The following is a 23,763-nucleotide window of genomic DNA, read 5'->3' as shown; positions in this document are numbered from 1 at the left end:
TCGACAGGCCTATTCAAGGGAGAATCGGGTGCTGGCCGATGAATTCTTCCTGGTCGCGTGGGATACGACGGGCTCGGGGAGGCCGCGCCTGCACGGGCACGGCGTCGCGCTGGGTCTGGCGGGTGCCCTGATCGGGGAATTGGTCATGGACAACAGGGTCGCCGTGCGCGGCGCCCACCTGAATCCCGTCGATCGGCGGCAGGTGGGGGAGTCCGTGTCCGACCGGGTGATCACCGACATGTTGGCCTCACCGCAGCACACCGACGTGCGGACGTGGCTGGCGTATCTCGCGCAACGCTCCGTTGACGATGTTTCCGGTCGGCTCCTTAATGCCGGATTTTTGCGAAAGGAAGCGCCAAAGCTACTCAAAAGTCGCCAAAGTCGCTATTTTTCGGAGGATTTCGGTCGGGCCGTTTGGCCGGCGACGAGACTCAGGATGGCGCTCGTCCGCGGCCAGCCGATGACGCCCTCCGACATGGCCCTGATCGCGCTTGTCGACGCCTGCGGCATGACGGACATCGTGGTCGACGACCCCGCGGAACGGCGTACCGCACACCGCTACCTGACCACGGTCCTGGCCGCGATGCCGCCCCCCCTCAGCGACCTGGCCAAGCATCTGGGCGCCGCCGTCGGCGACGCCGTACTGACGTATCGCACCTGACCCCGCATGAACCCCCCAGAAAGGAAAGCGATGCAACCCCAGCAGGACCCGATCGCCGGCGCGCTAGCGGCGGACCGGCTCGGCGCCCCCTCCGTGGTGTACTTCGTGCTCTCGGCCGCCGCGCCGCTCACCGTCGTCGCCGGAGTGATCACCACCGGATACGCCGTCACGGGCATCACAGGACTGCCGATCGCCTTCCTCGTGGTGGGCGTCGTGCTGGCCGTGTTCGCGGTCGGCTACGTGGCGATGGCCCGCCACATGGCCAACGCCGGCGCCTTCTACACCTACATCAGCCGCGGCATCGGCAGGCCCGCGGGCATCGCGGGCGCCTGGGTGGCGCTGGTGGCCTACAACGCCCTGCAGGTCGGCCTGTACGGCGCGCTCGGCACCGCCGCGGTGCCGCTCATCGAGCGGTGGGCGGGCATCTCGCCGCCGTGGTGGACGGTCTCGCTGGTCGCCTGGGTGCTGGTCGGCGTCCTGGGCATGATGCGGGTCGACGTCAACGGCCGGCTGCTGGCCATCCTGCTGACCGCCGAGGTCGCGGTCATCCTGCTCTTCGACCTCGCCGACATCGCGAACCCGGGTCCCGAGGGCATGTCGGTGGCCACGCTGTCGCCCGGCGAGCTGTTCGTGCCCGGGGTGGGCGCGCTGCTGGTCATCGCCACGCTGGGGTTCGTCGGGTTCGAGTCGTCGGTGGTGTTCTCGGAGGAGAGCCGCGATCCGCGCAGGACCGTCCCGACCGCCACGTACTCGGCCGTCGCCATCATCGCCGGACTGTACGCCCTGTCGTCGTGGGCCATGACGGTCGCCACCGGCCCCTCGAAGATCGTGGACATCGCCAGGAAGGAGCAGGCCGAAACGATCTTCAACCTCGCGGCCGCGCACCTCGGCGGCGTCGTGGTGGACATCGCCCGCGTCCTGTTCGTCACCAGCGTGTTCGCCGCGATGATCTCCTTCCACAACACCACCGCCCGCTACTTCTTCGCGCTCGGCCGCGAGCGCGTGCTGCCCGCCTTCTTCGGCCGCACCGGGGTGCGCTCGGGCGCGCCGGTGGTGGGCTCGGTCACGCAGAGCCTCATCGGGCTGATCGTGATCGCCGTCTACGCCGTCTTCGGGCTCGACCCGCTGGTCCAGCTGTTCTTCTACGGCGGCGCCTTCGGCGGCTTCGGCGTCCTGCTGCTGATCTTCGTCACGTCCCTGGCGATCATCGCGTTCTTCGCCAGGCAGCCGAGCGGCGAGAGCGCGCTGCGCCGCTTCGTCGCCCCCGTCCCCGCCGCGATCGCGCTGGCCGTGATGGTCTGGCTGGGCGTGACGAACTTCGACGCGCTGCTCGGCGTGCCCAAGGGCGACCCGCTCACCTGGATCCTGCCGCTGGTCTACGCGGTCGTCGCGGTGCTCGGCGTCGGCTGGGCGCTGTTCCTGCGCTACGGCCAGCCGAGCGTGTACACCCTGGTCGGGATGGGCGCCAAGGCGGCCGCCCGATGATGATCAGGCCGGCGGAGCCCGGCGACGCGCAGGCGGTGGCGGACCTGATCGCCACCGCGTTCCTGCCGCTGCGGGCGACCGCCTACCTCGTGCCCGAGCCCGAGCGCCGCCACCGGATCCTCGCCGCCGACTTCCGCATCCTCGTCGAGCACGCGATCGAGCACGGCCAGGTCGACATCGTCGACGACGGCCCCGCCGCCGCGGTCTGGTTCCCCATGACCGGGCCCCTGCCCGAGCCGCCCGACCACGACGCCAGGCTGGCGGCCGCCGCCGGCGACTGCCTCGAGCGCTTCCGCCTGCTGGACAAGCTGTTCGAGGCCAACCACCCGGCCGAACCGCACCACCACCTGGCGTTCCTGGCGGTCCACCCGGACCGGCACGGCCGGGGCATCGGCAGCAGGCTGCTCGACCACCACCACGCGGCGCTCGGCGGGACGGCCGCCTACCTGGAGGCCAGCAGCCCGGGCAGCCGCGACCTGTACGCACGGCACGGCTACCAGGTCCGCGAGCCGTTCGCCCTGCCCGACGGGACGCTGTTCTGGCCCATGTGGCGGCCGGGCCGGTGATCCGGCTTCCCCCGGTCCACGGATCGGGGGAGGCACGCCGTACCTGCTAGGACTCGCCGAACTCCAGGTCCAGGGCCCGGGTGAAGTCGGCGACGGCGGCCTCGTGGCGCTCGAGCTCCTGGAGGATCTCGCCGCGCACGCGGTAGGCCCAGACGTAGTCGGGGGCCAGCTCGATCGCGCGGTCGAGGTCCTTCAGCGCGCTGTCGTTGTCACCCAGCTCGCTGCGGACCGCGCCGCGCACGGCCAGCGCCCGCTCGTTGTCCGGGTCGAGCTCCAGCGCGCGGGTCAGGTCGGCCAGCGCCTCCGGGTAGCGCTCCATCATGCGCAGCGCGTCGCCCCTGCGGGCGAAGGCCCTGGCGTACTCGGGGTCGGCCTCCAGCGCCCTGCTGTAGTCGTCGATCGCCTCGGCGTACAGGTGCATGCGCTGGTAGAGGTCGCCCCTGGCCAGCCAGGAGTAGGCCAGCGTCTCGTTGATCGCGATGATCTTGGCGTGCTCGTCCAGCGCGTCCTCGAAGCGGCCCAGGTCTGCCAGGGCGTTGGCGCGGGCCTCCAGGATCCACGGCGACTCGGGCGCGAGCAGCAGCGCGTGGTCGTAGTCGGCCATGGCCTCCTCCACGCGGCCGAGCGAGGCCAGGGTCTGCCCGCGGGAGCCGAGGGCGTAGGAGCTGTCGGGCTCCAGCCTGATCGCCTCGTCGAAGTCGGTGAGCGCGGCCTCGTAGCGGCCGATCAGCCGGTGGCTCTCGCCGCGCAGCCGCCACGAGCGGGCGTTGTCGGGGACCAGGCTGATCGCCTCGGTCAGGTCGGCGACGGCCGCCTCGTACCTGCCCAGCGCGACGTAGGATTCGGCGCGGCTGCGCAGCACGGAGGCGTGGGACTGGGCCGCGGCCTCCGTGATCTCCTCGCTCATAGAGGGGAATCTATCGGACTAAGTCTGGATGATCGCCGCTTTCTCCCTGGTGTACTGGAGGACGGCGTCGTGGCCGTAGCCGCTGTCCTTGACGCCGCCGAAGGGCAGGCCAGGGGGCATCTGGCGGAAGGTGTTCACCCAGACGGTGCCGCTCTGCAGGTCCCGCACGAAGCGGTGGGCTCTGGACAGGTCCCTGGTCCACAGTCCGGCGGCCAGGCCATAGGCGGAGTCGTTGGAGATCCGCAGGGCCTCGTCGTCGGTGTCGAACGGGATGGCGACGGCGACGGGGCCGAAGATCTCCTCCTGGCAGACCCGCAGGGCGTTGTCGGTGGTGGTGTAGAGGGTGGGGGAGACCCAGTAGCCGCCCGGCATCCCGGGCATTACCTCGGCGCCCGTGCCGCCGCCGAAGACCTTCTCGGCGCCCTCCTTCTCGGCCAGCTCCAGGTATCCCGTCACCCTGTCGTACTGGCCCTTGGAGACGATGGGGCCCATCTCGGTCTCGAGGTCGCCGGGATCACCGATCCGGATTTTTGCCGAAATATCCTGGATTCTTCCGAGCATCTCATCCCAGATCTGGCGGTGGATGAGGATGCGGGAGCCTGCCGCGCAGACCTGGCCCGCGTTGCCCGTGTAGATCGAGTTGACCGTCACGCCCTGGGCGGCGGCGTCCAGGTCGGCGTCGGGGAAGACGATATTCGGGGATTTGCCGCCCAGCTCGAACGTCAGCGGCTTGATCCCGGCGGCTCGCGTGATGGCCAGGCCCGTCTCCGTCGACCCCGTCAGGCTGATCTTGTGCACGCCGCGGTGCCGTACCAGCGCCTCGCCGACCTCCTCGCCCAGGCCGCTGACGATGTTGAGCACGCCGGGCGGGAAGACCCCGGCCAGCAGCTCGCCCAGCCGCAGCACCGACGCGGACGCCTGCTCGGCCGGCTTGACGATCACCGTGTTGCCCGCCGCCAGCGCGAACGCCGCCTTGGCGGAGAACGTCGAGATGGGGGAGTTCCACGGGATGATGCACAGGGCCACGCCGTACGGCTCGCGCCGGGTGATCCCCAGCGCGTCGGGGCCCAGGATCACCGTCTCGCCCTTGACGGCCTCCAGGCACTGGCCGGCGGCCAGCTGCCACAGGTGCGTCATGCCGGGCAGGTCCCGCTTGAGCGTGTCGCGCAGGATCCTGCCGTTGTCGCGGGTCTCCAGCCTGGCCAGCTCCTCGGCGTGCTCGGCGAAGATCTCGGCCACCTTGCGCAGGAAGTACGCCCTGCCGAGCGCGGGCATCGCCGCCCACTTGGGGAACGCCTCGCCCGCTTTCGCGACGGCGTCCTCGGCGTCCTCGGGCCCGCTCCTCGGGATCGTCGCCCACGGCTCGCCGGTGGCCGGGTTCACCGTTTCCAGGGTCCTGCCGTCGCGCGCCGCCGTGAGCCTGCCGCCGATGAGGTTGCGATACTCAGTCACGCGCCCAAGCATATGCTTGCTTGCCTCCCGCCGATAGGCGAACCCCGGTCGGTCAAAGTGTCGGCGACTCCTGGCACACTCGGATGCCATGGGAGAAGAAGTGCGGCTGAGAGACGTCGAGCAGGACGATCTCGAGGTGTTCTACCAGCAGGAGAACGACCCTGAGGCCACCAGCAGGTCGCTGTTCGCACCCCGTGAGCGCGACCGTTTCATGACCCACTGGGCCGAGAGGATCCTCGGCGACCCCGAGGTCTTCGTCCAGACGGTCACGGTCGACGGCGAGACGGCCGGCAACCTCGTGGCCTGGTGGGAGGAGGACAAGCGCTTCGTCGGCTACTGGTTCGGCCGCGAATACTGGGGCCGGGGCATCGGCACCAAGGCCCTCCAGCTCTTCCTCCAAGTGGAAAAGGCCCGCCCCCTCTACGCCGACCCCTACGAGGGCAACACGGGTTCGGTCCGCCTCCTGGAACGCTGCGGCTTCTGCCGCACCGGCATGATCCGCCACGGCGAGAACGAACACATCATGCTCGTCCTCGCCGACACCTAACCTCCGCCCAAACCAGGCCCGATCACCCCCACGCGAGCAGCCCCCACCCAGCCCTCCCAGCCACCGACTCGGCGAGGACGTGTACAGCAGTGACCGGCGCCCACGTATGCCGGCCAGGGTGGTCGCCGGGGCGAGGAGGTATGCGGGGGTCCGGCACGACCCCGCCGGGGAGTTCCCAGGCGCCGGGTCGACGAGACGGCGTACGGCGGAGTCCGGCGCCCATGTACGGCGGAGACCGGTGTCTACGTACGGCGGGCTTTGGCGCCCGGGTACGGCGGAGACCGGCGTCCATGTACGGCGGGCAGGGTGGTCGCCGGGGCGAGGAGGTATGCGGGCGTCCGGCACGACCCGGCCGGGGCGTCCCCAGGCGCCGGGGCGGCGAGACGGTGTACGGCGGAGTCCGGCGCCCATGTACGGCGGAGTCCGGCGTCTACGTACGGCGGGCTTTGGCGCCCGGGTACGGCGGAGACTGGCAGCCGCGTACGGCGGGATCCGGCGGCCGCGTGCGGCGGGGCAGGGTGGCCGACGGGTGAGGGTCCTTCGGCTGCGCGCTAGGACGGGCCGCCCGCCGGGGCGTTCCCAGGCGCCGGTGCGGCGAGAGGGCGTACGGCGGAGTCCGGCGCCCGTGTACGGCGGAGTCCGGCGTCTACGTAGGGCGGGTTTTGGTGCCCGGGTACGGCGGAGACCGGCGGCCGCGTATGGCGGGATCCGGCGCTCGCGTGCGGCGGGGCAGGGTGGTCGACGGGTGAGAGGCCTCCGGCTACGCGCCAGAACGGGCGCTCGCCGGGGCGTCCTCAGGCGCCGGGTCGGCGAGGCGGTGTACGGCGAAGTCCGGCGCCCAGGTACGGCGGAGTTCGGCGGCCGTGTACGGCGGGGCGGGCACCACGCTCGCGGGCTGGGCGGGTGCCGCGTTCGCGAGTGGGGCGAGCGCCTCGTTCGTGGGTGGCAGGTCGGAGGGCGTGCCCGGGTTCGGAGGGCCGTGCGTGTCGGGTTGGAGTGGAGTCGTAACGGTGGCCGGCCATGCGTCGCTGGAGGAGCGTCTCCCTGGACAGGGGGCGGCCGAAGTGCGGTGGGTGGCGGTTGGGTGGCTTGCCGTACAAGAGTCTTGCCGTACAAGAGTCGGGTGGGTTGCCGTACAAGGAGAGAACGGGAAGCGGTGCGCTGGAGGGCAAGGGAAGGGCGGGCCGCGGGAGAGGGCGGCCCGCCGAGGGTGGGGTCAGTAGGGGGCGGCGCAGGGGAGGCCGGCGGACCACTGGCCGAAGGAGGTCCAAGGGCTCCAGCCGTTGTTCGGCGCCGTCTGGTAGCGGTCGAAGACGCCGCGTCCCTCCGGTCCGAGGGCGAGGATTTCCAGGCGGCCGTCGGCGTTGCTCGCGACCGTGGGTGAGCAGCCCGCGGCCGTGGGGCCGAAGGCGCCGTCCCAGTCGCTCCACCCGCCGCTGGGCGCGAGCTGGTGCCGGTTGGCGATGGAGGTACCGCCGGGAGCCAGGGCGAAGAGCTCGAGCCGTCCGTCGACGTTGCGTCCGACGGTGGGCGGGCCGCCCGCGGGGCCGCCGAAGGAGGCCCAGTCGCTCCACCCGCCGCTGGGCGTCAGCTGCCAGCGGTGATTGAGCGCCGCCCCGCCGGGAGCCAGGGCGAAGACCTCCAGCCGTCCGTCCGCGTTCTGGCCGACCGTGGGAGCCGCGGCGGCGGGACCGCCGAAGGGCGCCCAGTCGCTCCATCCGCCGCTGGGCGTCAGCTGCCAGCGGTGGTGCAGCCCGGTGCCGCCGGGGTCCAGGCTGAAGACCTCGAGCCGGCCGTCGGCGTTGCGTCCGACGGTGGGCGGGCCGCCCGCGGGACCGCCGAAGGAGGCCCAGTCGCTCCACCCGCCGCTGGGCGCGGTCTGCCAGCGGTGGAACAGGCCGCTGCCCGCGGGGCCGAGCGCGAAGACTTCGAGCCGCCCGTCCGCGTTCTGCCCGACCACCGGCGCCGCGCCCGCGGGACCGCCGAAGGGCGCCCAGTCGCTCCACCCGCCGTTCGGGCCGGTCTGCCGGCGGTGGTAGATGCCCGTCCCGCCGGGGCTGAGCGCGAAGACCTCCAGGCTGCCGTCGGCGTTACGCCCGACGGTCGGTACGGCTCCCGCCGAGTCTCCGAACCTCTCCCATCCGCTCCACGACCCGCTCGGCGCGGTCTGCCAGCGGTGGAACAGGTTGTTGCTGCCCGGCTCCATGGCGAAGACCTCGAGCCTGCCGTCGGCGTTCGCCGCGACGGCCGGGTTCTGCGCGCTCTGCCACAGCGGCGGGTCGGCCGCCCACGTCAGCGGGGCCAGCCACACTCCCTGCTGGTACCAGCCCGCCCCGGTGACCCACCAGGAGGCGCCGGCCTGGACGACCTCGGCGGCGTGCGCGGCGATGTGGCCCGCGTAGTCGTTGATCGAGAAGCTGTAGGGGGTGCGGCTGCGGTAGACGTCGGTGCCGGCGTAGCCGCCGCGCGGGCCGATGAACAGGTACCACCAGCCGTCCCGCTGGACCACGAACGGCGACTCGGTGAGCTCGAACACCCAGCCGACCACGGGATCGCTGTAGGCGATGTGCCGGGGACTCCAGGACCTCAGGTCGGGGCTGGTCCGGTAGGCGACCGCGTAGTTGCCGACGCTGCCCGTCGTGGTCGAGGTGTAGTACATCACCCACTGGCCGTCGATCCACGTGACCATCGGGTCCCTGGCCTCCGCGCCGTCGATGAAGGCGATCCCCTCGCGGTGCCAGTTCATGAGGTCCGTGGACGTGGCGTACTTGATCTTCGCGGTGTCGGCGCTGCCGGCGGCGTAGAACATGTAGTAGGTGCCGCCGTTCTTGACCACGTGCGGGGCCCAGACGTGGCTCTCGCCATAGGCGTCCGGGTTGGTGAGCACGTCAGGCTCCTTGTGCCACGGCCCGGCCAGGGCCGGCGCGGTGGCGTGGGCGAGCTGGTCCTCACCGTCGGGGTCCGGCGGATCCGCCACGCCGGTGATGCCGAACAGGTGCCATTTCTGGCCGTCGTAGATGAGGGTGTGGTCGTTGATGTAGAGCTGCCCCTCCCTTCCGTTGTAGGTGCCTCTGCCCGGGTTCCACACGTGGTCGAAGGTGCCGGCGGTGGGCCAGGCGAGGTCGGGTTCCTGGGCCGGCCACGGCGCGGCCGCGGCGGGTAAGCAGATCAGGGACGAGACCAGGAGCGCGCAGAGCGCGCTGATGCTGAACAACCTCTTCATGGCGCGGATCGCATTCTCGAGGCGGACAGGTTGCTGGAAATCGTTTTCTCGCAACTCCCGCGGATCGTCAAGGTTTATCCGCAAAGTACGAGTAATCGATTTCTCAACTACCCCGGTCGCAGCTCACAGGCTCCTGGCCACGCTCGCCGTCAGCAGCACCAGCACGAAGGTGGCCACCCCGGCAAGACCGTGCAGCAGTACGGCCAGCACGGGAAAACGCCGCTCGGCCCCCCTGGCGTGGCGCCCGCCGCCCAGCCACCGGGTGAACATGGTGAACCCGAGCAGCGCCGCCGAGGCGAGCACCCCGAACGACACCCAGGCCAGCACCTTGCTACCGGTCAGCAGGAACGCCACCCAGCACACCAGCCCGGTCACGGCCAGCGTGGGATGGGAGAAGATCAGGACCACCGGGAACCGGGTCACTTTGGTCGCCTGTTGTCGCAGCCCGCCGCCCGACAACCACAGATAGAGCAGGTAGATCCCGACCAGCGCGGTGAACGACCACGTCACGGCAGTGACCAGACCCACTGGGCCTCCTCGTAGTCCCTGATCCCTGCCGCCACGTTATGCACATGTCGCCACGTAAGTCATCGGGATGTTCCAAAGCGCTATATCCGCCTTCAAGCGCTGAGTGTCAGAGCCGTGTGCCAAGGTAGAGGGGTGCGCCGCATCCATCCCGACATACAGGACAACCCGGACATCGAGCTTGCCTACGCCTACCCGGCGGGGCGGCCCTGGCTGCGGGTCAACATGGTGGAGAGCGCCGACGGCGCCGCCTGGGTGAAGGGCCTGTCCGGGGGGCTGTCCAGCAAGGGCGACCGGCGCATCTTCGGAGTGCTCCGCGGGCTGTCCGACGTGATCATGGCCGGCGCCGCGACCGTCCGCACCGAGGGATACGGCCCCGCCAAGCCGCGCGAGTCGTGGAAGGTGCTGCGCGCGGACCGGCCGGCGGCCCCACCGATCGCGGTCGTCACCCGGCGGCTCGACCTCGACCTGGGCAGCCCGCTGTTCACCGAGGCCAGCGCCCGGACCATCGTCATCACCTGCGAGGCCGCGCCCGCCGACCGGCGCAAGGACGCCGCCCGGCTGGCCGACGTGATCGTGGCGGGCGGCGAGCGGGTGGACATGACGCTCGCCGTACGGGAGCTGCACGACCGGGGGCTGACCAGGGTGCTGTGCGAAGGCGGGCCGCGGCTCAACGGGCAGCTGGCGGCGGCCGACCTGGTCGACGAGCTGTGCCTGACGATCAGCCCGATGCTGGTGGGCGGCGGCGCGGCACGGATACTGAACGGCGAGTCCGCGCAGGTGAAGCTGGGCCTGCGTCAGGTTCTGGAGGAGGAGGGCGTCCTCTTCTGCGCGTACACGAGGGAGCTGGCCGATGGATGACGAGGAACTCCGGCTCGACCTGCCGGTGCTGCCGCCCGTTCCGCCCATGCTGGCCAAGGCCGTCAAGGCCATGCCCAAGCAGGACGGCACGCTGTTCTACGAGCCGAAGTGGGACGGCTTCCGCTGCATCATCTTCCGCGACGGCGACGAGGTGTTCCTCGGCAGCCGCAACGAGCGGCCGTTCACGCGCTACTTCCCTGAGCTGGTGGCAGCGGTCAAGGCGGAGCTGCCCGACAAGTGCGTGGTCGACGGGGAGATCGTGCTCCCGCGCGGCAGCCACCTCGACTTCGACGCGCTGCAGCAGCGCATCCATCCGGCGGCCTCACGGGTGAACATGCTCGCCGAGCAGACCCCGGCCTCCTTCGTCGCCTTCGACCTGCTGGCGCTGGGCCAGGAGTCGTTCATGGAGGCCCCCTTCGCCGAGCGGCGGGAGCGCCTGGAGGGGATCTTCCCGGAGGAGAAGGGCGGGTCGATCAGGCTCACGCCCGTGACGAAGAACGACTCCCAGGCCGAGGAGTGGTTCGAGATGTTCGAGGGCGCCGGGCTCGACGGGATCATCGTCAAACCGGGCGACCAGCCCTACGTGCCCGACAAGCGCACGATGTTCAAGGTCAAGCACGAGCGCACCGCCGACGTGGTGATCGCCGGGTTCCGCGAGCACAAGACCGGGCCGATCATCGGCTCGATCCTGCTCGGCCTGTACGGGCCCGACGGCAGGCTGCACCACGTCGGAGTGGCCGCCTCCTTCCCGATGGCGCGCAGGGCCGAGCTGATGGAGGAGCTGCGCCCCTACATCGCCGACCTGAGCGAACACCCGTGGGGCCACTGGGCCGAGCAGGCCGTCGCCAACATCGGCCAGCCCGCCGCCGGTCCCGCGCGCGGCGGGCAGCGGGTGCCGGGCGCGGTCTCGCGGTGGAACGCCAAGAAGGACCTGTCGTTCACGCCGCTGCGGCCCGAGCTGGTGATCGAGGTGGCCTACGACCAGATGGAGGGCGACCGGTTCCGCCACACCGCGCAGTGGCGCCGCTGGCGTCCCGACCGCACGCCCGAGTCGTGCACCTACGAGCAGCTCGAGCGCCCCGTCTCCTACAACCTCGACGACATCCTCGCCAGGTAGCCTCATGGCATGAGCACCGGTGATGAGTTAAGGGCCGCCGTCCAGGCACGGCGCGACCTCGGGCCCGACTACGAGGACGCCGTCGTCGAGTCCTTCTTGGACAAGATGGGCAAGGAGGTCGACCGGCGGGTCGACGAACGCCTGGCCGCGGCCAACCCCAAGGCGCTGGCCAAGCAGCGGAAAGCGGCCGAAGGCCAGCGGCTGGCGCTGGCGATCGTCTCGATGGCGCTCGGCACGGGCGCCACGATCGCGATCGCCGTCACGGGTGGATCAGAACGAATCTTCCTGATCATCTGGCTGGGGATCGTGCTGGTGAACGTGGTGTTCGCGCTGGGCCGCCGCAGCGGCTAGGTCAGCCAGATGAGCCCGGCGAAGCGGCCGCCTGGCTGCTCGCGCCGGTGTGAGTAGAGCTCCGCCGACTCGATCGTGCACCGGGCGTCGTGCCGCACGTCCACGACGCCCGCCGCCCGCAGCTGGGCCTCGATGCCGGCGCGCAGATCGAGCGCCGGAGTGTCCCACGAGGTGGTGGAGAACGTCTCGGGCACCGCGGCGGCCACCCGCTCGCGCAGGTCGGCGGGCACCTCGTAGCAGCGGCCGCACGCCCCCGGCCCGACCAGCGCGACCATCCGCGCCGGATCCGCGCCCTTGGCGGCCATGGCCTCGACCAGGGCGGTGGCGATGCCCGCCTCGGTGCCGGGCCGCCCCGAGTGCGCGGCGCCCACGAGCCTGGCCTCCGGGTCGCCCACCAGCACCGCCGGGCAGTCGGCGCCCAGTGACGCCAGCGCCAGCCTCGGCTCGCCGGTGAACACGCCGTCCATCGGCGGTGCGTCGGTCCCGAACGGCTCGCTCACGTAGGCGACGTCCGCACTGTGCACCTGGCGCATGAACACGACCGCCCGCACGCCCAGCTCCCGCGCCACGCTCTCGCGGTTGGCCCGCACGGCCTCCGGGTCGTCGCCGACCAGCCCGCCGAGGTTGCGCGAGCCGTACGGCGGGCTGCTGACACCGCCGTGACGGTCGGTGACGGCGACCTGGATCCCCCTCGCGAGCTGCATGCCTCTGATCCTATCGAGTCTCGAAAAGAGTTGACTCGATTCGAGAGTCTCGTTTAGAGTCACGGCTATGAGCTTCGTGACCACGCCACACGGTGTCCGCCTGTCCTACGTCGACTCCGGCGGCCCGGGCCGTCCCATCCTCGCCCTGCACGGCGCCTTCGGCCGCGGCCGCTCCTTCATGCCGCTCGCCGAGCACCTCGGCCGCCGCGTCATCGGGCTCGACCAGCGCGGCCACGGCCTGTCGGACAAGCCGGGCGACTACTCGCGCGAGGGCTACCTCGCCGACACCGCCGCCTTCATCGAGGCGCTCGACCTCGCGCCGGTCACGATCGTCGGCCACTCACTCGGGGCGCTCAACGCCTACCAGCTCGCGGCCCGCCGCCCCGAGCTGGTGGAGTCGTTCGTGGCCATCGACTTCCCCGCCGAGGCGGGCACCTCCACCGACCCCTGGCTCGACGAGCTCCCCGACCGCTTCGCCAGCTTCACCCAGCTCGAGCAGGCGATCAGGCGGCTGGTCGGCACGGACGTGCCCGGCCACTTCACGGAGAGCGCCTTCGAGGACGAGCGCGGCTGGGGCTTCCTGTGGAACGCCGAGGACATCCGCGCCACCAAACGCGGCATCGCCGGGTCCTGGTGGGACGACTGGACCTCCAGCCCCCAACCGGCCCTCCTCGTGGTCGGCGGCGACAGCGCCGTCGCCCGCCACGCGCCCGAAATGATCGCCCGCCGGCCGCACACCCGCCTCGTCACGATCCCCGGCGCCGGCCACGACCTCTACCTCAGCCACACCCCCGCGCTGGCCACCGCCGTCTCCACCTTCCTCCCCATCCCGGTGTCCTGACGGCCTCTCCCGGGTGCTCGACTTCCTCGCCGCGAGAGTCCTCCGCCGGTCACACCCTTCGCCTGTACGGCAAGCCACCCAACCGCCACCCACCGCACTTCGGCCGCTCCCTGTCCAGGGAGACGCTCCTCCAGCGACGCAAGCAGCCCGCCGCTACGCCTCCCCTCCAACCCGACACGCACGGCCTTCCGGACCCAGGCACGCCCTCCGACCTGCCCACCCACGAATGAGGCGCTCGCCCCCGCCCGCGAACGCGGCACCCGCCCCGCCCGCGAGCGCGGTGCCCGCCACGCCCGCCGTACACGGCCGCCGGTCTCCGCCGTACGTGGGCGCCGGACTTCGCCGTGCACTGTCTCGCCGACGCGGCGCCTGGAAGGTTTCGGCGGGTGCTCGTGCCGGACCCCGTCGCACACCTCGTCCCGGCGATCACCGTGCCCGCCGTACGCGGGTGCCAGATCCCGCCGTACGTGGGCGCCGGAGTCCGCCGTGCGCCGTCTCGCCGACGCGGCGCCTGGAAGGTTTTGGCGGATGCTCGTGCCGGACCCCGCCGCCCCTCGCCCCGGCGACCACCTTGCCCGCCGTACACGGCCGCCGGATTTAGCCGTACGTGGGCGGTGGAGTGTGGGTGGTTAGGGGAGGGGTTGGCGGAGGAGTTGGATGCTGCGGGAGGTGACGGCGACCAGGGAGCCGGGGGTCCAGTGGTCGTCGGGGTAGGGGGGTTCCTGGAAGGTGTCGTCGTTGGTGTCGAGGATGGGGATCCAGGCGGCGCCGAACTCGGGTCCCGGCAGGGTGAACGTCATGTCCTCGTGGTGGGCGTTGATGAGCATGAGGAACGAGTCGTCGGTGATCGGCTCCCCGCGCGGCCCGGGCTCGGTGATGGCTTCGCCGTTCAGGTAGACCATGAGCGACTTGGCGTAGCCCGTGTGCCAGTCGCCGGCCGTCATCTCCGCGCCGGCGGGCGTCAGCCAGACCAGGTCGCGCTCGCCGCTGTCGGGGGCGCGGCCGTGGAAGAAGCGGCGGCGCTGGAAGACGGGATGGTCGCGGCGCAGCCGGGAGAGCGAGCGGACGAACTCCAGCAGGTCCGACTCGGTGCGCGTCATCGACCAGTCGATCCAGGCGACCTCGTTGTCCTGGCAGTAGGCGTTGTTGTTGCCCCGCTGGGTGCGGCCGATCTCGTCGCCGTGGGACAGCATCGGCACGCCCTGCGACAGGAACAGCGTGGTCAGGAAGTTGCGCCGCTGCCGGTGGCGCAGCCGCACGATCTCCGGGTCCTCGACGGGGCCCTCGACGCCGCAGTTCCACGAGCGGTTGTCGTCGGTGCCGTCGCGGTTGTCCTCGCCGTTGTCCTCGTTGTGCTTGCGGTCGTAGGACACCAGGTCCGTGAGGGTGAAGCCGTCGTGGCAGGTCACGAAGTTGATCGAGGCGACGGGGCGGCGGCCGGAGGAGGCGTACAGGTCGGCCGAGCCGGTCAGCCGGGAGGCGAACTCCGGCAGCGCCGAGCCCGTCCCCCGCCAGAAGTCACGCACGGTGTCGCGGTACTTCCCGTTCCACTCCGTCCACAGCGGCGGGAAGTTGCCGACCTGGTAGCCGCCCGGCCCCACGTCCCAGGGCTCGGCGATCAGCTTGACCTGCGAGATCACCGGATCCTGCTGGATGAGGTCGAAGAAGGCCGACAGCCGGTCCACGTCGTGCAGTTCCCTGGCCAGCGCCGCCGCCAGGTCGAAGCGGAACCCGTCGACGTGCATGTCCAGCACCCAGTACCGCAGCGAGTCCATGATCAGCTGCAGCGCGTGCGGCGAGCGCACGTTCAGCGAGTTCCCGCAGCCGGTGTAGTCCAGGTAGTAGCGCCGGTCGCCGTCGTGCAGCCGGTAGTAGGCGGCGTTGTCGATCCCGCGGAAGCCCAGCGTGGGCCCCATGTGGTCGCCCTCGGCCGTGTGGTTGTAGACCACGTCCAGGATGACCTCGATGCCCGCCTCGTGCAGCGCCCGCACCATGGCCTTGAACTCCAGCACCTGCTCGCCGCGCGTGCCCGAGCTGGAGTAGTCGGCGTGCGGCGCCAGGTAGGCCATCGTGTTGTAGCCCCAGTAGTTCGTCAGCCCGCGCGCCACCAGGAAGTGCTCGGGCATGTAGTGGTGCACCGGCATCAGCTCGACGGCCGTCACGCCCAGCGACAGCAGGTGGTCGATGACCGCGGGATGCCCGATCGCGGCGTACGTCCCGCGCTGCTCCTCGGGCACCGCCGGGTGCCGCATCGTCAGCCCGCGCACGTGCGCCTCGTAGATCACGGTCTGGTGGTACGGCGTGCGGGGCGCCCGATCGTTGCCCCAGTCGAAGAAGGGGTTGATCACCACGTTCTTCGGCATGAACGGCGCGCTGTCGTCGCTGTTCACGACGCCGGGATCGGTGAAGCGGTAGGGGAAGAGCGCCTCGTTCCACACCAGGTCGCCGTCGATCGCCTTGGCGTAGGGGTCGAGCAGCAGCTTGTCCGGGTTGCACCGGTGACCCCTGGCAGGCTCGTAGGGGCCGTGGACGCGGTAGCCGTACCGCTGGCCCGGCATGATGCCCGGCAGGTAGCCGTGCCAGACGAACCCGTCGACTTCGGGCAGCTCGATACGCTCCTCGGAGTCGTCGTCCCCGAAGAGGCACAGCTCGATCCGCTCGGCGACCTCGGAGAACACCGAAAAACTGGTGCCCACGCCGTCCCAGGTGCCGCCGAGTGGATAGGGCTCGCCCGGCCAGACCTCGCGCATGTGACCCAATTGTCGCACGCGATCGCGTTCCTGCTAGAGCAGTTCGGCCGTCAGCGTGATCGTCGTGCCCGTCAGGGCCTTGCTGACCGGGCAGTTGGCCTTCGCGGTCTCGGCGGCCTGCTGGAACTGCTCGGCCGTGATGCCGGGCACGTGACCCTTCACGCTGAGCGCGATGCCCGTGATGCCCTCGCCCGGCTGGAAGGTCACGTCCGCGCTGGTCTGCAGCGACTCGGGCGGCGTGCCCGCGCCGGCCAGGCCGTGCGACAGGGCCATCGAGAAGCAGGAGGAGTGCGCGGCGGCGATCAGCTCCTCAGGGGAGGTCTTGCCGTTGGCGGCCTCGGCCCTGGAAGCCCAGGAGACCTCGAAGGTGCCGACGCCCGAGGTGTCGAGCGAGACGGTGCCCGACCCGTCGAGCAGGGCGCCCTTCCACTGCGTGGTGGCGGTACGGGTGGTGGCCATGGCGGCTGGTCCCTTCATCGGCTTGTGCTGCAGTCACGAAGATATCGCGCGAGCCTTTCACGGACCCGGCCCGCACCCTCACGGGCGTGGCGCTTGGACGATTTCGTGAAATGCCGTGACGTTCGTCATCCGCCTCAACTTTTCCAGCGAATAGTGACATGCTCGGGTCGCGGCGCACCTGCCGCCTTGGTCCGGATCACGGGAGCGTGGTGCCAGTGGAGGCACCGTACGACGACCGCCTGCTGCACCAGCGGGTGGTCGGCGGTGACGAGTCCGCCCTCGGGGAGGTCTACGATCGGCTCTCCTCGCTGATCTTCGGCTTGGCCCTGCGCGTCACCAGGGACCGGGTGATCGCCGAGGACATCACCCAGGAGGTGTTCCTGGTCTTCTGGGAGCGGCCCCTGGCCTACGACCCGGAACGCGGCACGCTGCGCGCCTGGCTGGCCACGATCGCGCACCGGCGCGCGGTCGACCACGTCCGGGCCGAGGAGCGGCGCCGCGTGTCGGCGCTCGGCCCCCGCCTGTTCGAGCCCGAGCCCGCCAGGCTGGAGGACAACGTGCTGGCCGCCGACGAGGCCAAGCGGGTACGGCAGGCGGTGACGGAATTACCCGACAGCCTGCGCCAGGCGGTCGAGCTGGCTTATTTCGGGGGCAGGACCTACCGGCAGGTGGGCGAGGAGCTGGGCGTGCCCGAGGGCACCGCCAAATCGCGCATCCGGCTGGCGCTGCGGCGCCTGGCGGACGCGCTGTCGGAGGAAGAGGTGTGATGGAGCCCGTCGAGCGTCTCTACCTGGACGCGCTGATGGAGGAGCCGGCCGTGCCGGAGCGGTCGCTGCGCCCGCAGCTGCTGGCCGGGGCCAGGGCGCGGCGCAGGCCCGCCGCCGCCACCGCGGCCTGGGCGCAGCCGTACGCCGCCCGCGTGGCCGCCATGGACGCGCTGCTCGCCTCCGCCGTCGACGAGGACTGGTCCCGGGTGATCGTGGAGGGCTGGACGCTGCAGGAGCTCGTGGCCCATCTCGCCGCCAAGGACGGCCTGCTCGCCGCCTCGGTCGGCGCCCCCGTGCTGGGTCCCGAGCTGCGCGCCGCCGACGCGGCCGGCCGTACGGCCGACGTGCAGGCGCACGAGCGCAACCGCAGCCCCGAGCAGACCCGCCGCGACTGGCGGGCGCAGGCCGACGCGCTGTGCCGGCACGTCAGCGAGCTCGACCCCGCCATGCCCGCGGCCGTGGACGGCATCGAGACACCGCTCGGCGACCAGCTGCTGGCCAGGACGCTGGAGACGTGGATACACACCGACGACGCCGCCAGGACCGCCCGCCTCCGGCTGCCGCACCCGATCCCCGAGCACATCCACCCGACCGCGGACCTGTGCACCCGCCTGCTGGCCTGGACGATGCTGCTGTCAGGCCTGGACGGCACGGGCCGCACGATCCAGGTCACACTCACCGGACCGGGCGGCGGCGACTGGCACGTTCCCCTCGGGGTGTCCGACACCGCCGCCGGCACGCCCGAGGCGCGCATCACCGTCGACGTCGTCGACTTCTGCTTCCTGCTGGGCGGCCGCGGCAGCCAAGACACCATCGCGGTCGAGCTCGAGGGCGACCTCTCCCTCGCCCGCGACGTGCTGCGCACGGCCCCCGCCCTGTCGGGCCCCTGACATCGGGGACGGTCAGGAACCTCCGGAGAGCTTGGCGGCCGCCTCGGTGACCAGCTCCCTGGCGTACTCGTCGTCGCTCTCCGCCAGCACCCGCTTGACCCCCTGCTCGGCCCGGGAGTCGCCGCGTTCCGCCAGGCCGCGGGTGGCCTCGGCCACCGTGTGCATGTCCGGGTCGTCGAGCCGGTCCACCAGCGCCTGCCGTACCTCGGGGGTGTCGACCTCGAGGCCGGCCAATCCCGCGGTGGCCCAGTCGCGCACCTCGTCGGAGTCGTCGGTGGTCAGGGTGATCAGCAGCGCCAGTCCCTCGGCGTTGCCGGGCGGCAGCACGTCGGCCAGCGCGATCGCGTCGGTCATCGTGCGGGTGTGGCCCTCGCGCGTGATGACGTCCATGACCTGGGGGAAGGCGCGTGGATCGCCCTGGTGGCCGAGCGCGGACAGCACGGACCTGAGCACCTGCGGGCTGGCCTCGGTGGTGACCATGCGCTGCAGCAGCGGCAGCGTCCGCTCCAGGTACGGCTTGGCGTCCTTGGTGACGCCGAACTGGGCGATGGCGTCCACGCCGAACTCGCGCTCGCGGGCGTCCTGGCTCACGCACAGCCGGGTCAGCGCCTCGTAGGTGTCCTCGTCGCCCCGCCTGCCGAGCACGTCGGCCACGATCCACCAGGTCTCGGCGTCCTCGTCGACGTCGCGGTGGGCCAGGGCCCTGGCCGTCAGCTCCTCCACCGGGGTGGTCGCGCCCGTCGCCTCCTCCAGCAGGGTGGCGATGGCGGCATGGCCGCGCTGGGCCTGGACCTCCTCGCGGGTGGCGTCGTCGGGGGCCAGCCCGGTCACGGTCACCAGCTCGGTGCCGTCCTTGGCGAACTGGCGGGTCACCACGTAGTCCCAGCCCTCGTTCGCGATGGTCTCGAGCAGCGCGTTCTCCAGGTGGACGCCCACCCAGTCGAGCGCGTTCTCCAAGGGGGTGTCGCCGTCGCCGTCGTACTTCCCGGCGTCGGCGCCCGCGTCGAGCAGCGCCTGGACCACGCCGAGGGCGCCGCGCCTGGCGGCCAGCGTCAGCGGGGTGTCGCCGTCATCGTTGGTCTCGTCGAGGTCCGCGCCCGCCTCGATCAGGACGCGGGCGGTGTCGGCGCAGCCGTTGGCGGCGGCCCACTGCAGGGCGGTCCAGCCGCCGCTCTCCCGGCCGTTCACCTCGGCGCCCGCGGCCAGCAACGCCCCGGCGACGGCCACATGGTCCCTGGCGGCGGCCGCGCTCAGCGGCAGGCCGTCGGAGGTGGCCTGGTTGGGGTCGGCGCCGCGGGCGAGCAGATCGCTCACGGCCGCCAGGTCGCCGCCAAGCGCGGCCCGGTAGAGGTCATCCTCGTGCATGTGCCGAGCCTAGCCGGGACGGCGGAGCAATAATGGGATCGTGATCTGCCAGAGCTGCAAGGACAGCCGGCACGAGGACTGCCGCGGCGGCTCGTGGTGCGACTGCCAGCACCAGCAGGAGGAAGAGGCCCAGGAGTCGGCGCTCGACTGGCCCCGCCAGGGCTAGGGTGTCCACTGGCTGGACCCCTTCTTGGACATCCGGGGACGCCAGGGTATCTTCGATACATGCCAGCGGACCCCATGCTCGTCGGTCGACGCCACGTCGACCTTCAGCGTGTCCGCAGTGCCATCTGTTGCGACGCCCGCTAACCACCTCATCTTTCCAGCTGAGCGCGTCGCAACCTCCTCCGCACCCCTGCACTCGATGACGAGGCAGGAGGAATCCTGCGCGCGCCCCATGAGTCAGAAGGACGCGCAATGAGCACCCCTGCCAGCCGGCACCACAAGCGCCCGCGCGGTGAAGGTCAGTGGGCTCTCGGTTACCGGGAGCCGCTGAACAAGAACGAAGAGAACAAGAAGAACGACGACGGGCTCAACGTCCGCCAGCGGATCATCGACATCTACTCCAAGCGGGGCTTCGACTCCATCGACCCCGCCGACCTGCGCGGCCGGATGCGCTGGTACGGCCTCTACACCCAGCGCAAGCCCGGCATCGACGGCGGCAAGACGGCGATCCTGGAGCCGGAGGAGCTCGACGACCGCTACTTCATGCTGCGCATCCGCATCGACGGCGGCCAGCTCAGCCTGGAGCAGCTGCGGGTCGTCGCCGACATCTGCAACGAGTACGGCAGGGGCACCGCCGACGTCACCGACCGGCAGAACATCCAGCTGCACTGGGTGGAGATCGAGTCGGTGCCCGACATCTGGGCCCGCCTGGAGGCGGTCGGCCTGTCGACCACCGAGGCCTGCGGTGACACGCCCCGCGTCATCCTCGGCTGCCCGCTGGCCGGGATCGACTCCGACGAGGTGATCGACGCCACCGAGCAGATCCGCGAGGTGCACGAGCGCTTCATCGGCGACCCGGCGTACTCCAACCTGCCGCGCAAGTTCAAGTCGGCCATCAGCGGCTGCCCCGCGCACTGCACCGTCCACGAGATCAACGACGTGGCCTTCGTCGGCGTGGTCAACGAGCAGGGGGAGAAGGGCTTCGACCTGTGGGTCGGCGGCGGCCTGTCGACGAACCCGATGTTCGGCAAGCGCCTGGGGGTCTTCGTCCGTCCCGACCAGGTCGGAGACGTCTACGGCGGCGTAATCGGGATATTTCGTGATTACGGCTACCGCAGGCTCCGCCACCGGGCCCGGATCAAGTTCCTGGTCAACGACTGGGGCGCCGAGAAGTTCCGCGAGGTGCTCGAGACCGAGTACGTCAAGGAGGCGCTGCCCGACGGCCCCGAGCCCGAGCTGCCCCGCGCCAACCGCCGCGACCACGTCGGCGTCTTCCCGCAGAAGGACGGCAACTTCTACGTCGGCTTCGCGCCCAAGGTCGGCCGCCTCAGCGGCGACAAGCTGCACGTGATCGCCGACATCGCCGAGCGGCACGGCTCCGACCGGGTCCGCACCACGGTCGAGCAGAAGCTGGTCATCCTCGACGTGGCGCCTGAGCGGGTCGACAGCCTGGTGGCCGAGCTGGAGGCCAACGACCTGCAGGTCAACCCGTCCACGTTCCGCCGCCAGACGATGGCGTGCACCGGGATCGAGTTCTGCAAGCTGGCCATCGTCGAGACCAAGGCCGCCGCCTCCCACCTGATCGACGAGCTCGAGGCCCGCCTGCCGGACTTCAAGGAGCCGCTGACCATCAACGTCAACGGCTGCCCGAACTCCTGCGCCCGCATCCAGGTCGCCGACATCGGGCTGAAGGGCCAACTCGTCGTCGACGAGAACGGCGAGCAGGTCGAGGGCTTCCAGATCCACCTGGGCGGCTCGCTCGGCGTGAACGCCAACTTCGGCCGCAAGGTGCGCGGCCTCAAGACCACAGCCAAGGCCCTGCCCGACTACGTCGAGCGGGTCGTCAGGAACTTCGACTCCCAGAAGAAGGAGGGCGAGTCCTTCGCCGATTGGGTGCAGCGAGCGGACGAGGCGGATCTGCGATGAGCACGCGAGCCGTCCCGTTCCACTGCCCCTACTGCGGTGATGAGGACCTGGAGCCCTACGAGGGCGACGGCGGCTGGTACTGCCGCTCGTGCGCCCGCGCCTTCAAGCTCAAGTTTCTGGGGATCGGAGTCAAAATATGACGCTCGTTGAGATAGAGAACGGTTTGCGAGAACAGCGCGGCACGCTCGACCTGCAGGGCATCGTCGATTCCGCGGCGATCTTCCTGGAGGACGCGCCGGCCCGCGAGATCATCCGCTGGGCCGCGGCCACCTTCGGCGACCGGCTGTGCCTGACCTCCTCGATGAGCGACGCCCTGCTCATCGACCTGGTCAGCCGCGTCAAGCCGGGCGTGGACGTGCTGTTCATCGACACGGGCTACCACTTCGTCGAGACGATCGGCACCCGTGACGCCGTCCAGCAGGTCTACGACGTCAACGTGATCAACGTGACGCCGTCGCGGACCGTCCAAGAACAGGACCGCGACCTGGGTCCCCGGCTGTTCGGACGCAATCCCGATTTGTGCTGCTATTTGCGGAAAGTGGAGCCTTTGAACCGCGCCCTGGAGCCTTATCTGGCGTGGTTCTCCGGCATCCGCCGCGACGAGTCGCGCAGCCGGGCAGGCACCAAGGTCGTCGAGTGGGACGCCAAGCGCCAGATGGTGAAGGTCAACCCGATCGCCTCCTGGACGCAGGACGACGTCGACAACTACATCGCCGACAACGGCGTGCTGATCAACCCGCTGCACTACGACAACTACCCGTCGATCGGCTGCGCCCCCTGCACCCGCCAGGTCGCCGAGGGCGAGGACCCGCGCAGCGGCCGCTGGGCCGGGCTGGGAAAGATCGAATGCGGCATTCACCTCTAGGCCCCGACCTGTTGGCAGGCGGGACGGGCCCCTTCCGGGGCGGCGCGGGTGGGCATTCACCCGCGCCGCCCGAAAACCCGGTGCCGCTGGTCGCGGTGGCACACGGCTCGCGCGACCCGCGCGCGGCCGCGACGGTCGAGGCCCTGCTCGACCAGGTACGGCGGGCCACGACCGTCCCCGTGCGGGTCGCCTACCTCGACCACACCCGGCCGACGCTGGCCCAGGCCATGCGCGGGCTGGACGAGGCAGTGGTGCTGCCGCTGCTGCTCACCGAGGCCTACCACAGCAAGGTGGACCTCCCCGCGGCGCTCAACGAGCTGAAGGCCGCCAAGCCCGGGCTGCGCGTCCACTACGGCACCACGCTCGGCCCGCACCCGCTGATGCTCTCCGCCCTGGAGCGCCGCCTGGCCGAGGCGGGCGTCGAGCCCGGCGACCCGGACACGGCCGTCGTCCTGGTCTCGGCGGGCTCGAGCGACCCGCAGGCCAACGCGGTGATCGCCGACATGGCCGGCGCCTGGGCGGAGCGCGGGTGGTGGGGCGTGCGGGCCGCGTACGCCTCGGCGGCGGAGCCGACGCCCGTGCAGGCCGTGACCGCGCTTCGTGAGGCGGGGGCGCCCCGCGTGGCCGTGGCGCCGTACCTGCTGGCGCCCGGTTACTTCGCCGACAAGGTGCGCGACAGCGCCGGCGCCGACGCGACGGCGGAGGTCCTGGGCGTGGCGCCGGAGCTGGTCCGGGTGCTGCTCGAGCGGTACGAGGCGGCTCTCACGATCCGGCCAGACTCTCGAAGCAGGGCCGTAGCAGTTCGATGACGTCTTCGGCGGGCGCGTCGGCCAGCGCGCTCAGCCGCAGCAGGTAGCGGTCCACGACCACGCCCGTGATGATCGCGCTGACCAGCGCCGCCCGCAGGGCCGCGTCCTCGGCGGGGATGGCCTGCTCGATCTGGTCGAGCCACCTGCGCCCCGCCTCGCGGAAGCCCTCGGAGGCCTCGGCGTGGGTCAGCATGGACCGCAGCACGGCCAGCGAGGCCACCGGCTCGCCGTCCAGCCGCTTGCGCAGCGCCTCCAGCAGCGCCTGCGCGGGATCGCCCGCCCGCAGGTCGTCGGGCGCCAGCCTGGCCGCGCGCGCGAACAGCTCGTCCTTCGAGCCGAAGTAGTGCATGACCAGGCCCGCGTTCACCCCGGCGGCCGCCGCGACGGCCCTGATCGTGGTGCGCTCGTAGCCGTGCTCGGCGAAACTCCGGCGGGCGACCTCAAGGATGCGCGCCTCGGTGTCGCGGCGCTGCTGTGCCCTGGTACGGCGGGGCGGCTCGTTCACCGGCTCATTGTACGAGCGTTGA

At 71.2% G+C, this 23,763-nt stretch carries 26 protein-coding genes; 16 read left to right on the top strand and 10 right to left on the bottom strand.

Annotated elements, in window-relative coordinates; all coding sequences use genetic code 11:
- Positions 1-28: 28 nt before the first annotated feature.
- Genes KIK09_RS16870 through KIK09_RS16860 form a run of 3 tightly spaced genes read left to right on the top strand, consistent with a single transcriptional unit; the run spans position 29 to position 2,712 of the window.
- On the top strand, positions 29-661 hold the full coding sequence (locus KIK09_RS16870) for a GOLPH3/VPS74 family protein (RefSeq protein WP_214320155.1): 633 nt from the start codon (positions 29-31) through the stop codon (positions 659-661).
- A gap of 30 nt (positions 662-691) precedes the next feature.
- A complete protein-coding gene (locus tag KIK09_RS16865) occupies positions 692-2,146 on the top strand; it encodes an APC family permease (RefSeq protein ID WP_214320154.1) in 1,455 nt (484 codons plus the stop codon).
- Positions 2,143-2,712, top strand: a complete 570-nt coding sequence (locus KIK09_RS16860; protein ID WP_214320153.1) for a GNAT family N-acetyltransferase — start codon at positions 2,143-2,145, stop codon at positions 2,710-2,712. The genes KIK09_RS16865 and KIK09_RS16860 overlap by 4 nt, the downstream gene beginning before the upstream one ends.
- Positions 2,713-2,758: 46 nt before the next feature.
- On the opposite strand, the gene KIK09_RS16855 is transcribed toward KIK09_RS16860, so the two are convergent.
- Positions 2,759-3,619, bottom strand: coding sequence for a tetratricopeptide repeat protein (locus KIK09_RS16855; RefSeq protein WP_214320152.1), 861 nt, complete (start codon positions 3,617-3,619; stop codon positions 2,759-2,761).
- An 18-nt stretch (positions 3,620-3,637) separates the two neighbouring features.
- Positions 3,638-5,071: an aldehyde dehydrogenase family protein gene (locus tag KIK09_RS16850; protein ID WP_214320151.1), complete on the bottom strand. Its 1,434-nt coding sequence runs from the start codon at positions 5,069-5,071 to the stop codon at positions 3,638-3,640.
- Positions 5,072-5,159: 88 nt separating this feature from the next.
- Between KIK09_RS16850 and KIK09_RS16845 the strand changes: the two genes are divergently transcribed.
- The gene (locus KIK09_RS16845; RefSeq protein ID WP_214320150.1) at positions 5,160-5,618 is read left to right on the top strand and encodes a GNAT family N-acetyltransferase; all 459 of its coding nucleotides are present in this window, start codon (positions 5,160-5,162) and stop codon (positions 5,616-5,618) included.
- Positions 5,619-6,378: 760 nt separating this feature from the next.
- On the opposite strand, the gene KIK09_RS59195 is transcribed toward KIK09_RS16845, so the two are convergent.
- The 3 genes from KIK09_RS59195 to KIK09_RS16835 all read right to left on the bottom strand — a co-directional run bounded on the left by KIK09_RS59195 (position 6,379) and on the right by KIK09_RS16835 (position 9,369).
- Positions 6,379-6,504, bottom strand: a complete 126-nt coding sequence (locus KIK09_RS59195) for a hypothetical protein (RefSeq protein WP_275956154.1) — start codon at positions 6,502-6,504, stop codon at positions 6,379-6,381.
- 330 nt (positions 6,505-6,834) lie between these two features.
- Complete coding sequence (locus KIK09_RS16840; protein WP_214320149.1) at positions 6,835-8,841, bottom strand: DUF8189 domain-containing protein; 2,007 nt, start codon at positions 8,839-8,841, stop codon at positions 6,835-6,837.
- A gap of 123 nt (positions 8,842-8,964) precedes the next feature.
- On the bottom strand, positions 8,965-9,369 hold the full coding sequence (locus KIK09_RS16835; protein ID WP_214320148.1) for a hypothetical protein: 405 nt from the start codon (positions 9,367-9,369) through the stop codon (positions 8,965-8,967).
- 132 nt (positions 9,370-9,501) lie between these two features.
- On the opposite strand from KIK09_RS16835, the gene KIK09_RS16830 reads away from it, so the two are divergent.
- From KIK09_RS16830 to KIK09_RS16820, 3 genes are read left to right on the top strand one after another with little or no spacing between them, the layout of a single operon-like run.
- Positions 9,502-10,227, top strand: coding sequence for a pyrimidine reductase family protein (locus KIK09_RS16830; protein ID WP_214320147.1), 726 nt, complete (start codon positions 9,502-9,504; stop codon positions 10,225-10,227).
- Entirely contained in the window at positions 10,220-11,344 is a 1,125-nt protein-coding gene (locus KIK09_RS16825; RefSeq protein ID WP_214320146.1) for an ATP-dependent DNA ligase, read from the top strand. Before KIK09_RS16830 ends, KIK09_RS16825 begins: the two co-directional genes overlap by 8 nt.
- A gap of 9 nt (positions 11,345-11,353) precedes the next feature.
- A complete protein-coding gene (locus KIK09_RS16820; protein WP_214320145.1) occupies positions 11,354-11,695 on the top strand; it encodes a DUF3619 family protein in 342 nt (113 codons plus the stop codon).
- Here KIK09_RS16820 and pgeF read toward each other — a convergent pair.
- The gene (gene pgeF, locus KIK09_RS16815; RefSeq protein ID WP_214320144.1) at positions 11,692-12,399 is read right to left on the bottom strand and encodes a peptidoglycan editing factor PgeF; all 708 of its coding nucleotides are present in this window, start codon (positions 12,397-12,399) and stop codon (positions 11,692-11,694) included. The genes KIK09_RS16820 and pgeF overlap by 4 nt on opposite strands.
- 67 nt (positions 12,400-12,466) lie before the next feature.
- Here pgeF and KIK09_RS16810 point away from each other — a divergent pair, with 67 nt between their 5' ends.
- Complete coding sequence (locus KIK09_RS16810) at positions 12,467-13,240, top strand: alpha/beta fold hydrolase (protein ID WP_214320143.1); 774 nt, start codon at positions 12,467-12,469, stop codon at positions 13,238-13,240.
- 629 nt (positions 13,241-13,869) lie between these two features.
- Here KIK09_RS16810 and glgX read toward each other — a convergent pair.
- Both glgX and KIK09_RS16800 read right to left on the bottom strand, forming a co-directional pair.
- Positions 13,870-15,990: a glycogen debranching protein GlgX gene (gene glgX / locus KIK09_RS16805; protein ID WP_214320142.1), complete on the bottom strand. Its 2,121-nt coding sequence runs from the start codon at positions 15,988-15,990 to the stop codon at positions 13,870-13,872.
- Positions 15,991-16,023: 33 nt separating this feature from the next.
- Positions 16,024-16,449, bottom strand: coding sequence for an OsmC family peroxiredoxin (locus KIK09_RS16800; protein WP_214320141.1), 426 nt, complete (start codon positions 16,447-16,449; stop codon positions 16,024-16,026).
- A gap of 215 nt (positions 16,450-16,664) precedes the next feature.
- Here KIK09_RS16800 and KIK09_RS16795 point away from each other — a divergent pair, with 215 nt between their 5' ends.
- Entirely contained in the window at positions 16,665-17,216 is a 552-nt protein-coding gene (locus KIK09_RS16795) for a sigma-70 family RNA polymerase sigma factor (RefSeq protein ID WP_214320140.1), read from the top strand.
- Positions 17,216-18,106, top strand: a complete 891-nt coding sequence (locus KIK09_RS16790; protein WP_214320139.1) for a maleylpyruvate isomerase family mycothiol-dependent enzyme — start codon at positions 17,216-17,218, stop codon at positions 18,104-18,106. The genes KIK09_RS16795 and KIK09_RS16790 overlap by 1 nt, the downstream gene beginning before the upstream one ends.
- Before the next feature lie 12 nt (positions 18,107-18,118).
- Here the strand turns inward: KIK09_RS16790 and KIK09_RS16785 are convergent, their stop codons facing one another.
- Complete coding sequence (locus tag KIK09_RS16785; protein ID WP_214320138.1) at positions 18,119-19,471, bottom strand: ankyrin repeat domain-containing protein; 1,353 nt, start codon at positions 19,469-19,471, stop codon at positions 18,119-18,121.
- 40 nt (positions 19,472-19,511) lie between these two features.
- Here KIK09_RS16785 and KIK09_RS59190 point away from each other — a divergent pair, with 40 nt between their 5' ends.
- From KIK09_RS59190 to KIK09_RS16765, 6 genes are all read left to right on the top strand, one after another.
- A complete protein-coding gene (locus KIK09_RS59190; RefSeq protein WP_275956153.1) occupies positions 19,512-19,637 on the top strand; it encodes a hypothetical protein in 126 nt (41 codons plus the stop codon).
- A gap of 59 nt (positions 19,638-19,696) precedes the next feature.
- Positions 19,697-19,780, top strand: coding sequence for a putative leader peptide (locus KIK09_RS60600; RefSeq protein WP_311132608.1), 84 nt, complete (start codon positions 19,697-19,699; stop codon positions 19,778-19,780).
- A gap of 108 nt (positions 19,781-19,888) precedes the next feature.
- Positions 19,889-21,562: a nitrite/sulfite reductase gene (locus tag KIK09_RS16780; RefSeq protein ID WP_214320137.1), complete on the top strand. Its 1,674-nt coding sequence runs from the start codon at positions 19,889-19,891 to the stop codon at positions 21,560-21,562.
- Positions 21,559-21,702: an Insertion element protein gene (locus tag KIK09_RS16775; protein WP_113703089.1), complete on the top strand. Its 144-nt coding sequence runs from the start codon at positions 21,559-21,561 to the stop codon at positions 21,700-21,702. The genes KIK09_RS16780 and KIK09_RS16775 overlap by 4 nt, the downstream gene beginning before the upstream one ends.
- The gene (locus KIK09_RS16770; RefSeq protein WP_214320136.1) at positions 21,699-22,427 is read left to right on the top strand and encodes a phosphoadenylyl-sulfate reductase; all 729 of its coding nucleotides are present in this window, start codon (positions 21,699-21,701) and stop codon (positions 22,425-22,427) included. The genes KIK09_RS16775 and KIK09_RS16770 overlap by 4 nt, the downstream gene beginning before the upstream one ends.
- 80 nt (positions 22,428-22,507) lie before the next feature.
- Positions 22,508-23,236 (top strand): sirohydrochlorin chelatase, encoded by a 729-nt coding sequence (locus KIK09_RS16765; RefSeq protein ID WP_308164138.1) that lies wholly within the window; start codon positions 22,508-22,510, stop codon positions 23,234-23,236.
- Here the strand turns inward: KIK09_RS16765 and KIK09_RS16760 are convergent.
- Entirely contained in the window at positions 23,190-23,741 is a 552-nt protein-coding gene (locus KIK09_RS16760) for a TetR/AcrR family transcriptional regulator (protein ID WP_214320134.1), read from the bottom strand. The genes KIK09_RS16765 and KIK09_RS16760 overlap by 47 nt on opposite strands.
- Between the last annotated feature and the right edge of the window lie 22 nt (positions 23,742-23,763).

Origin of the sequence: Nonomuraea sediminis, from assembly GCF_018531495.1 — a bacterium.
Lineage (GTDB): Bacteria > Actinomycetota > Actinomycetes > Streptosporangiales > Streptosporangiaceae > Nonomuraea > Nonomuraea sediminis.
The sequence above is the reverse complement of the archived record's forward strand: the minus strand, read 5'-3'. Positions and strand labels throughout refer to the sequence as shown.

What these genes read in the sequence shown, in the direction of transcription:
- KIK09_RS16785 (WP_214320138.1), bottom strand. Translation starts at nt 19,471, where the DNA reads ATGCACGAGGATGACCTCTACCGGGCCGCGCTTGGCGGCGACCTGGCG.
- KIK09_RS16810 (WP_214320143.1), top strand. Translation starts at nt 12,467, where the DNA reads ATGAGCTTCGTGACCACGCCACACGGTGTCCGCCTGTCCTACGTCGAC.
- KIK09_RS60600 (WP_311132608.1), top strand. Translation starts at nt 19,697, where the DNA reads ATGCCAGCGGACCCCATGCTCGTCGGTCGACGCCACGTCGACCTTCAG.
- KIK09_RS16860 (WP_214320153.1), top strand. Translation starts at nt 2,143, where the DNA reads ATGATGATCAGGCCGGCGGAGCCCGGCGACGCGCAGGCGGTGGCGGAC.
- KIK09_RS16780 (WP_214320137.1), top strand. Translation starts at nt 19,889, where the DNA reads ATGAGCACCCCTGCCAGCCGGCACCACAAGCGCCCGCGCGGTGAAGGT.
- KIK09_RS16840 (WP_214320149.1), bottom strand. Translation starts at nt 8,841, where the DNA reads ATGAAGAGGTTGTTCAGCATCAGCGCGCTCTGCGCGCTCCTGGTCTCG.
- KIK09_RS16775 (WP_113703089.1), top strand. Translation starts at nt 21,559, where the DNA reads ATGAGCACGCGAGCCGTCCCGTTCCACTGCCCCTACTGCGGTGATGAG.
- KIK09_RS16770 (WP_214320136.1), top strand. Translation starts at nt 21,699, where the DNA reads ATGACGCTCGTTGAGATAGAGAACGGTTTGCGAGAACAGCGCGGCACG.
- KIK09_RS16825 (WP_214320146.1), top strand. Translation starts at nt 10,220, where the DNA reads ATGGATGACGAGGAACTCCGGCTCGACCTGCCGGTGCTGCCGCCCGTT.
- KIK09_RS16855 (WP_214320152.1), bottom strand. Translation starts at nt 3,619, where the DNA reads ATGAGCGAGGAGATCACGGAGGCCGCGGCCCAGTCCCACGCCTCCGTG.
- KIK09_RS16845 (WP_214320150.1), top strand. Translation starts at nt 5,160, where the DNA reads ATGGGAGAAGAAGTGCGGCTGAGAGACGTCGAGCAGGACGATCTCGAG.
- glgX (WP_214320142.1), bottom strand. Translation starts at nt 15,990, where the DNA reads ATGCGCGAGGTCTGGCCGGGCGAGCCCTATCCACTCGGCGGCACCTGG.
- KIK09_RS16790 (WP_214320139.1), top strand. Translation starts at nt 17,216, where the DNA reads ATGGAGCCCGTCGAGCGTCTCTACCTGGACGCGCTGATGGAGGAGCCG.
- KIK09_RS16820 (WP_214320145.1), top strand. Translation starts at nt 11,354, where the DNA reads ATGAGCACCGGTGATGAGTTAAGGGCCGCCGTCCAGGCACGGCGCGAC.
- KIK09_RS16865 (WP_214320154.1), top strand. Translation starts at nt 692, where the DNA reads ATGCAACCCCAGCAGGACCCGATCGCCGGCGCGCTAGCGGCGGACCGG.
- pgeF (WP_214320144.1), bottom strand. Translation starts at nt 12,399, where the DNA reads ATGCAGCTCGCGAGGGGGATCCAGGTCGCCGTCACCGACCGTCACGGC.
- KIK09_RS16800 (WP_214320141.1), bottom strand. Translation starts at nt 16,449, where the DNA reads ATGGCCACCACCCGTACCGCCACCACGCAGTGGAAGGGCGCCCTGCTC.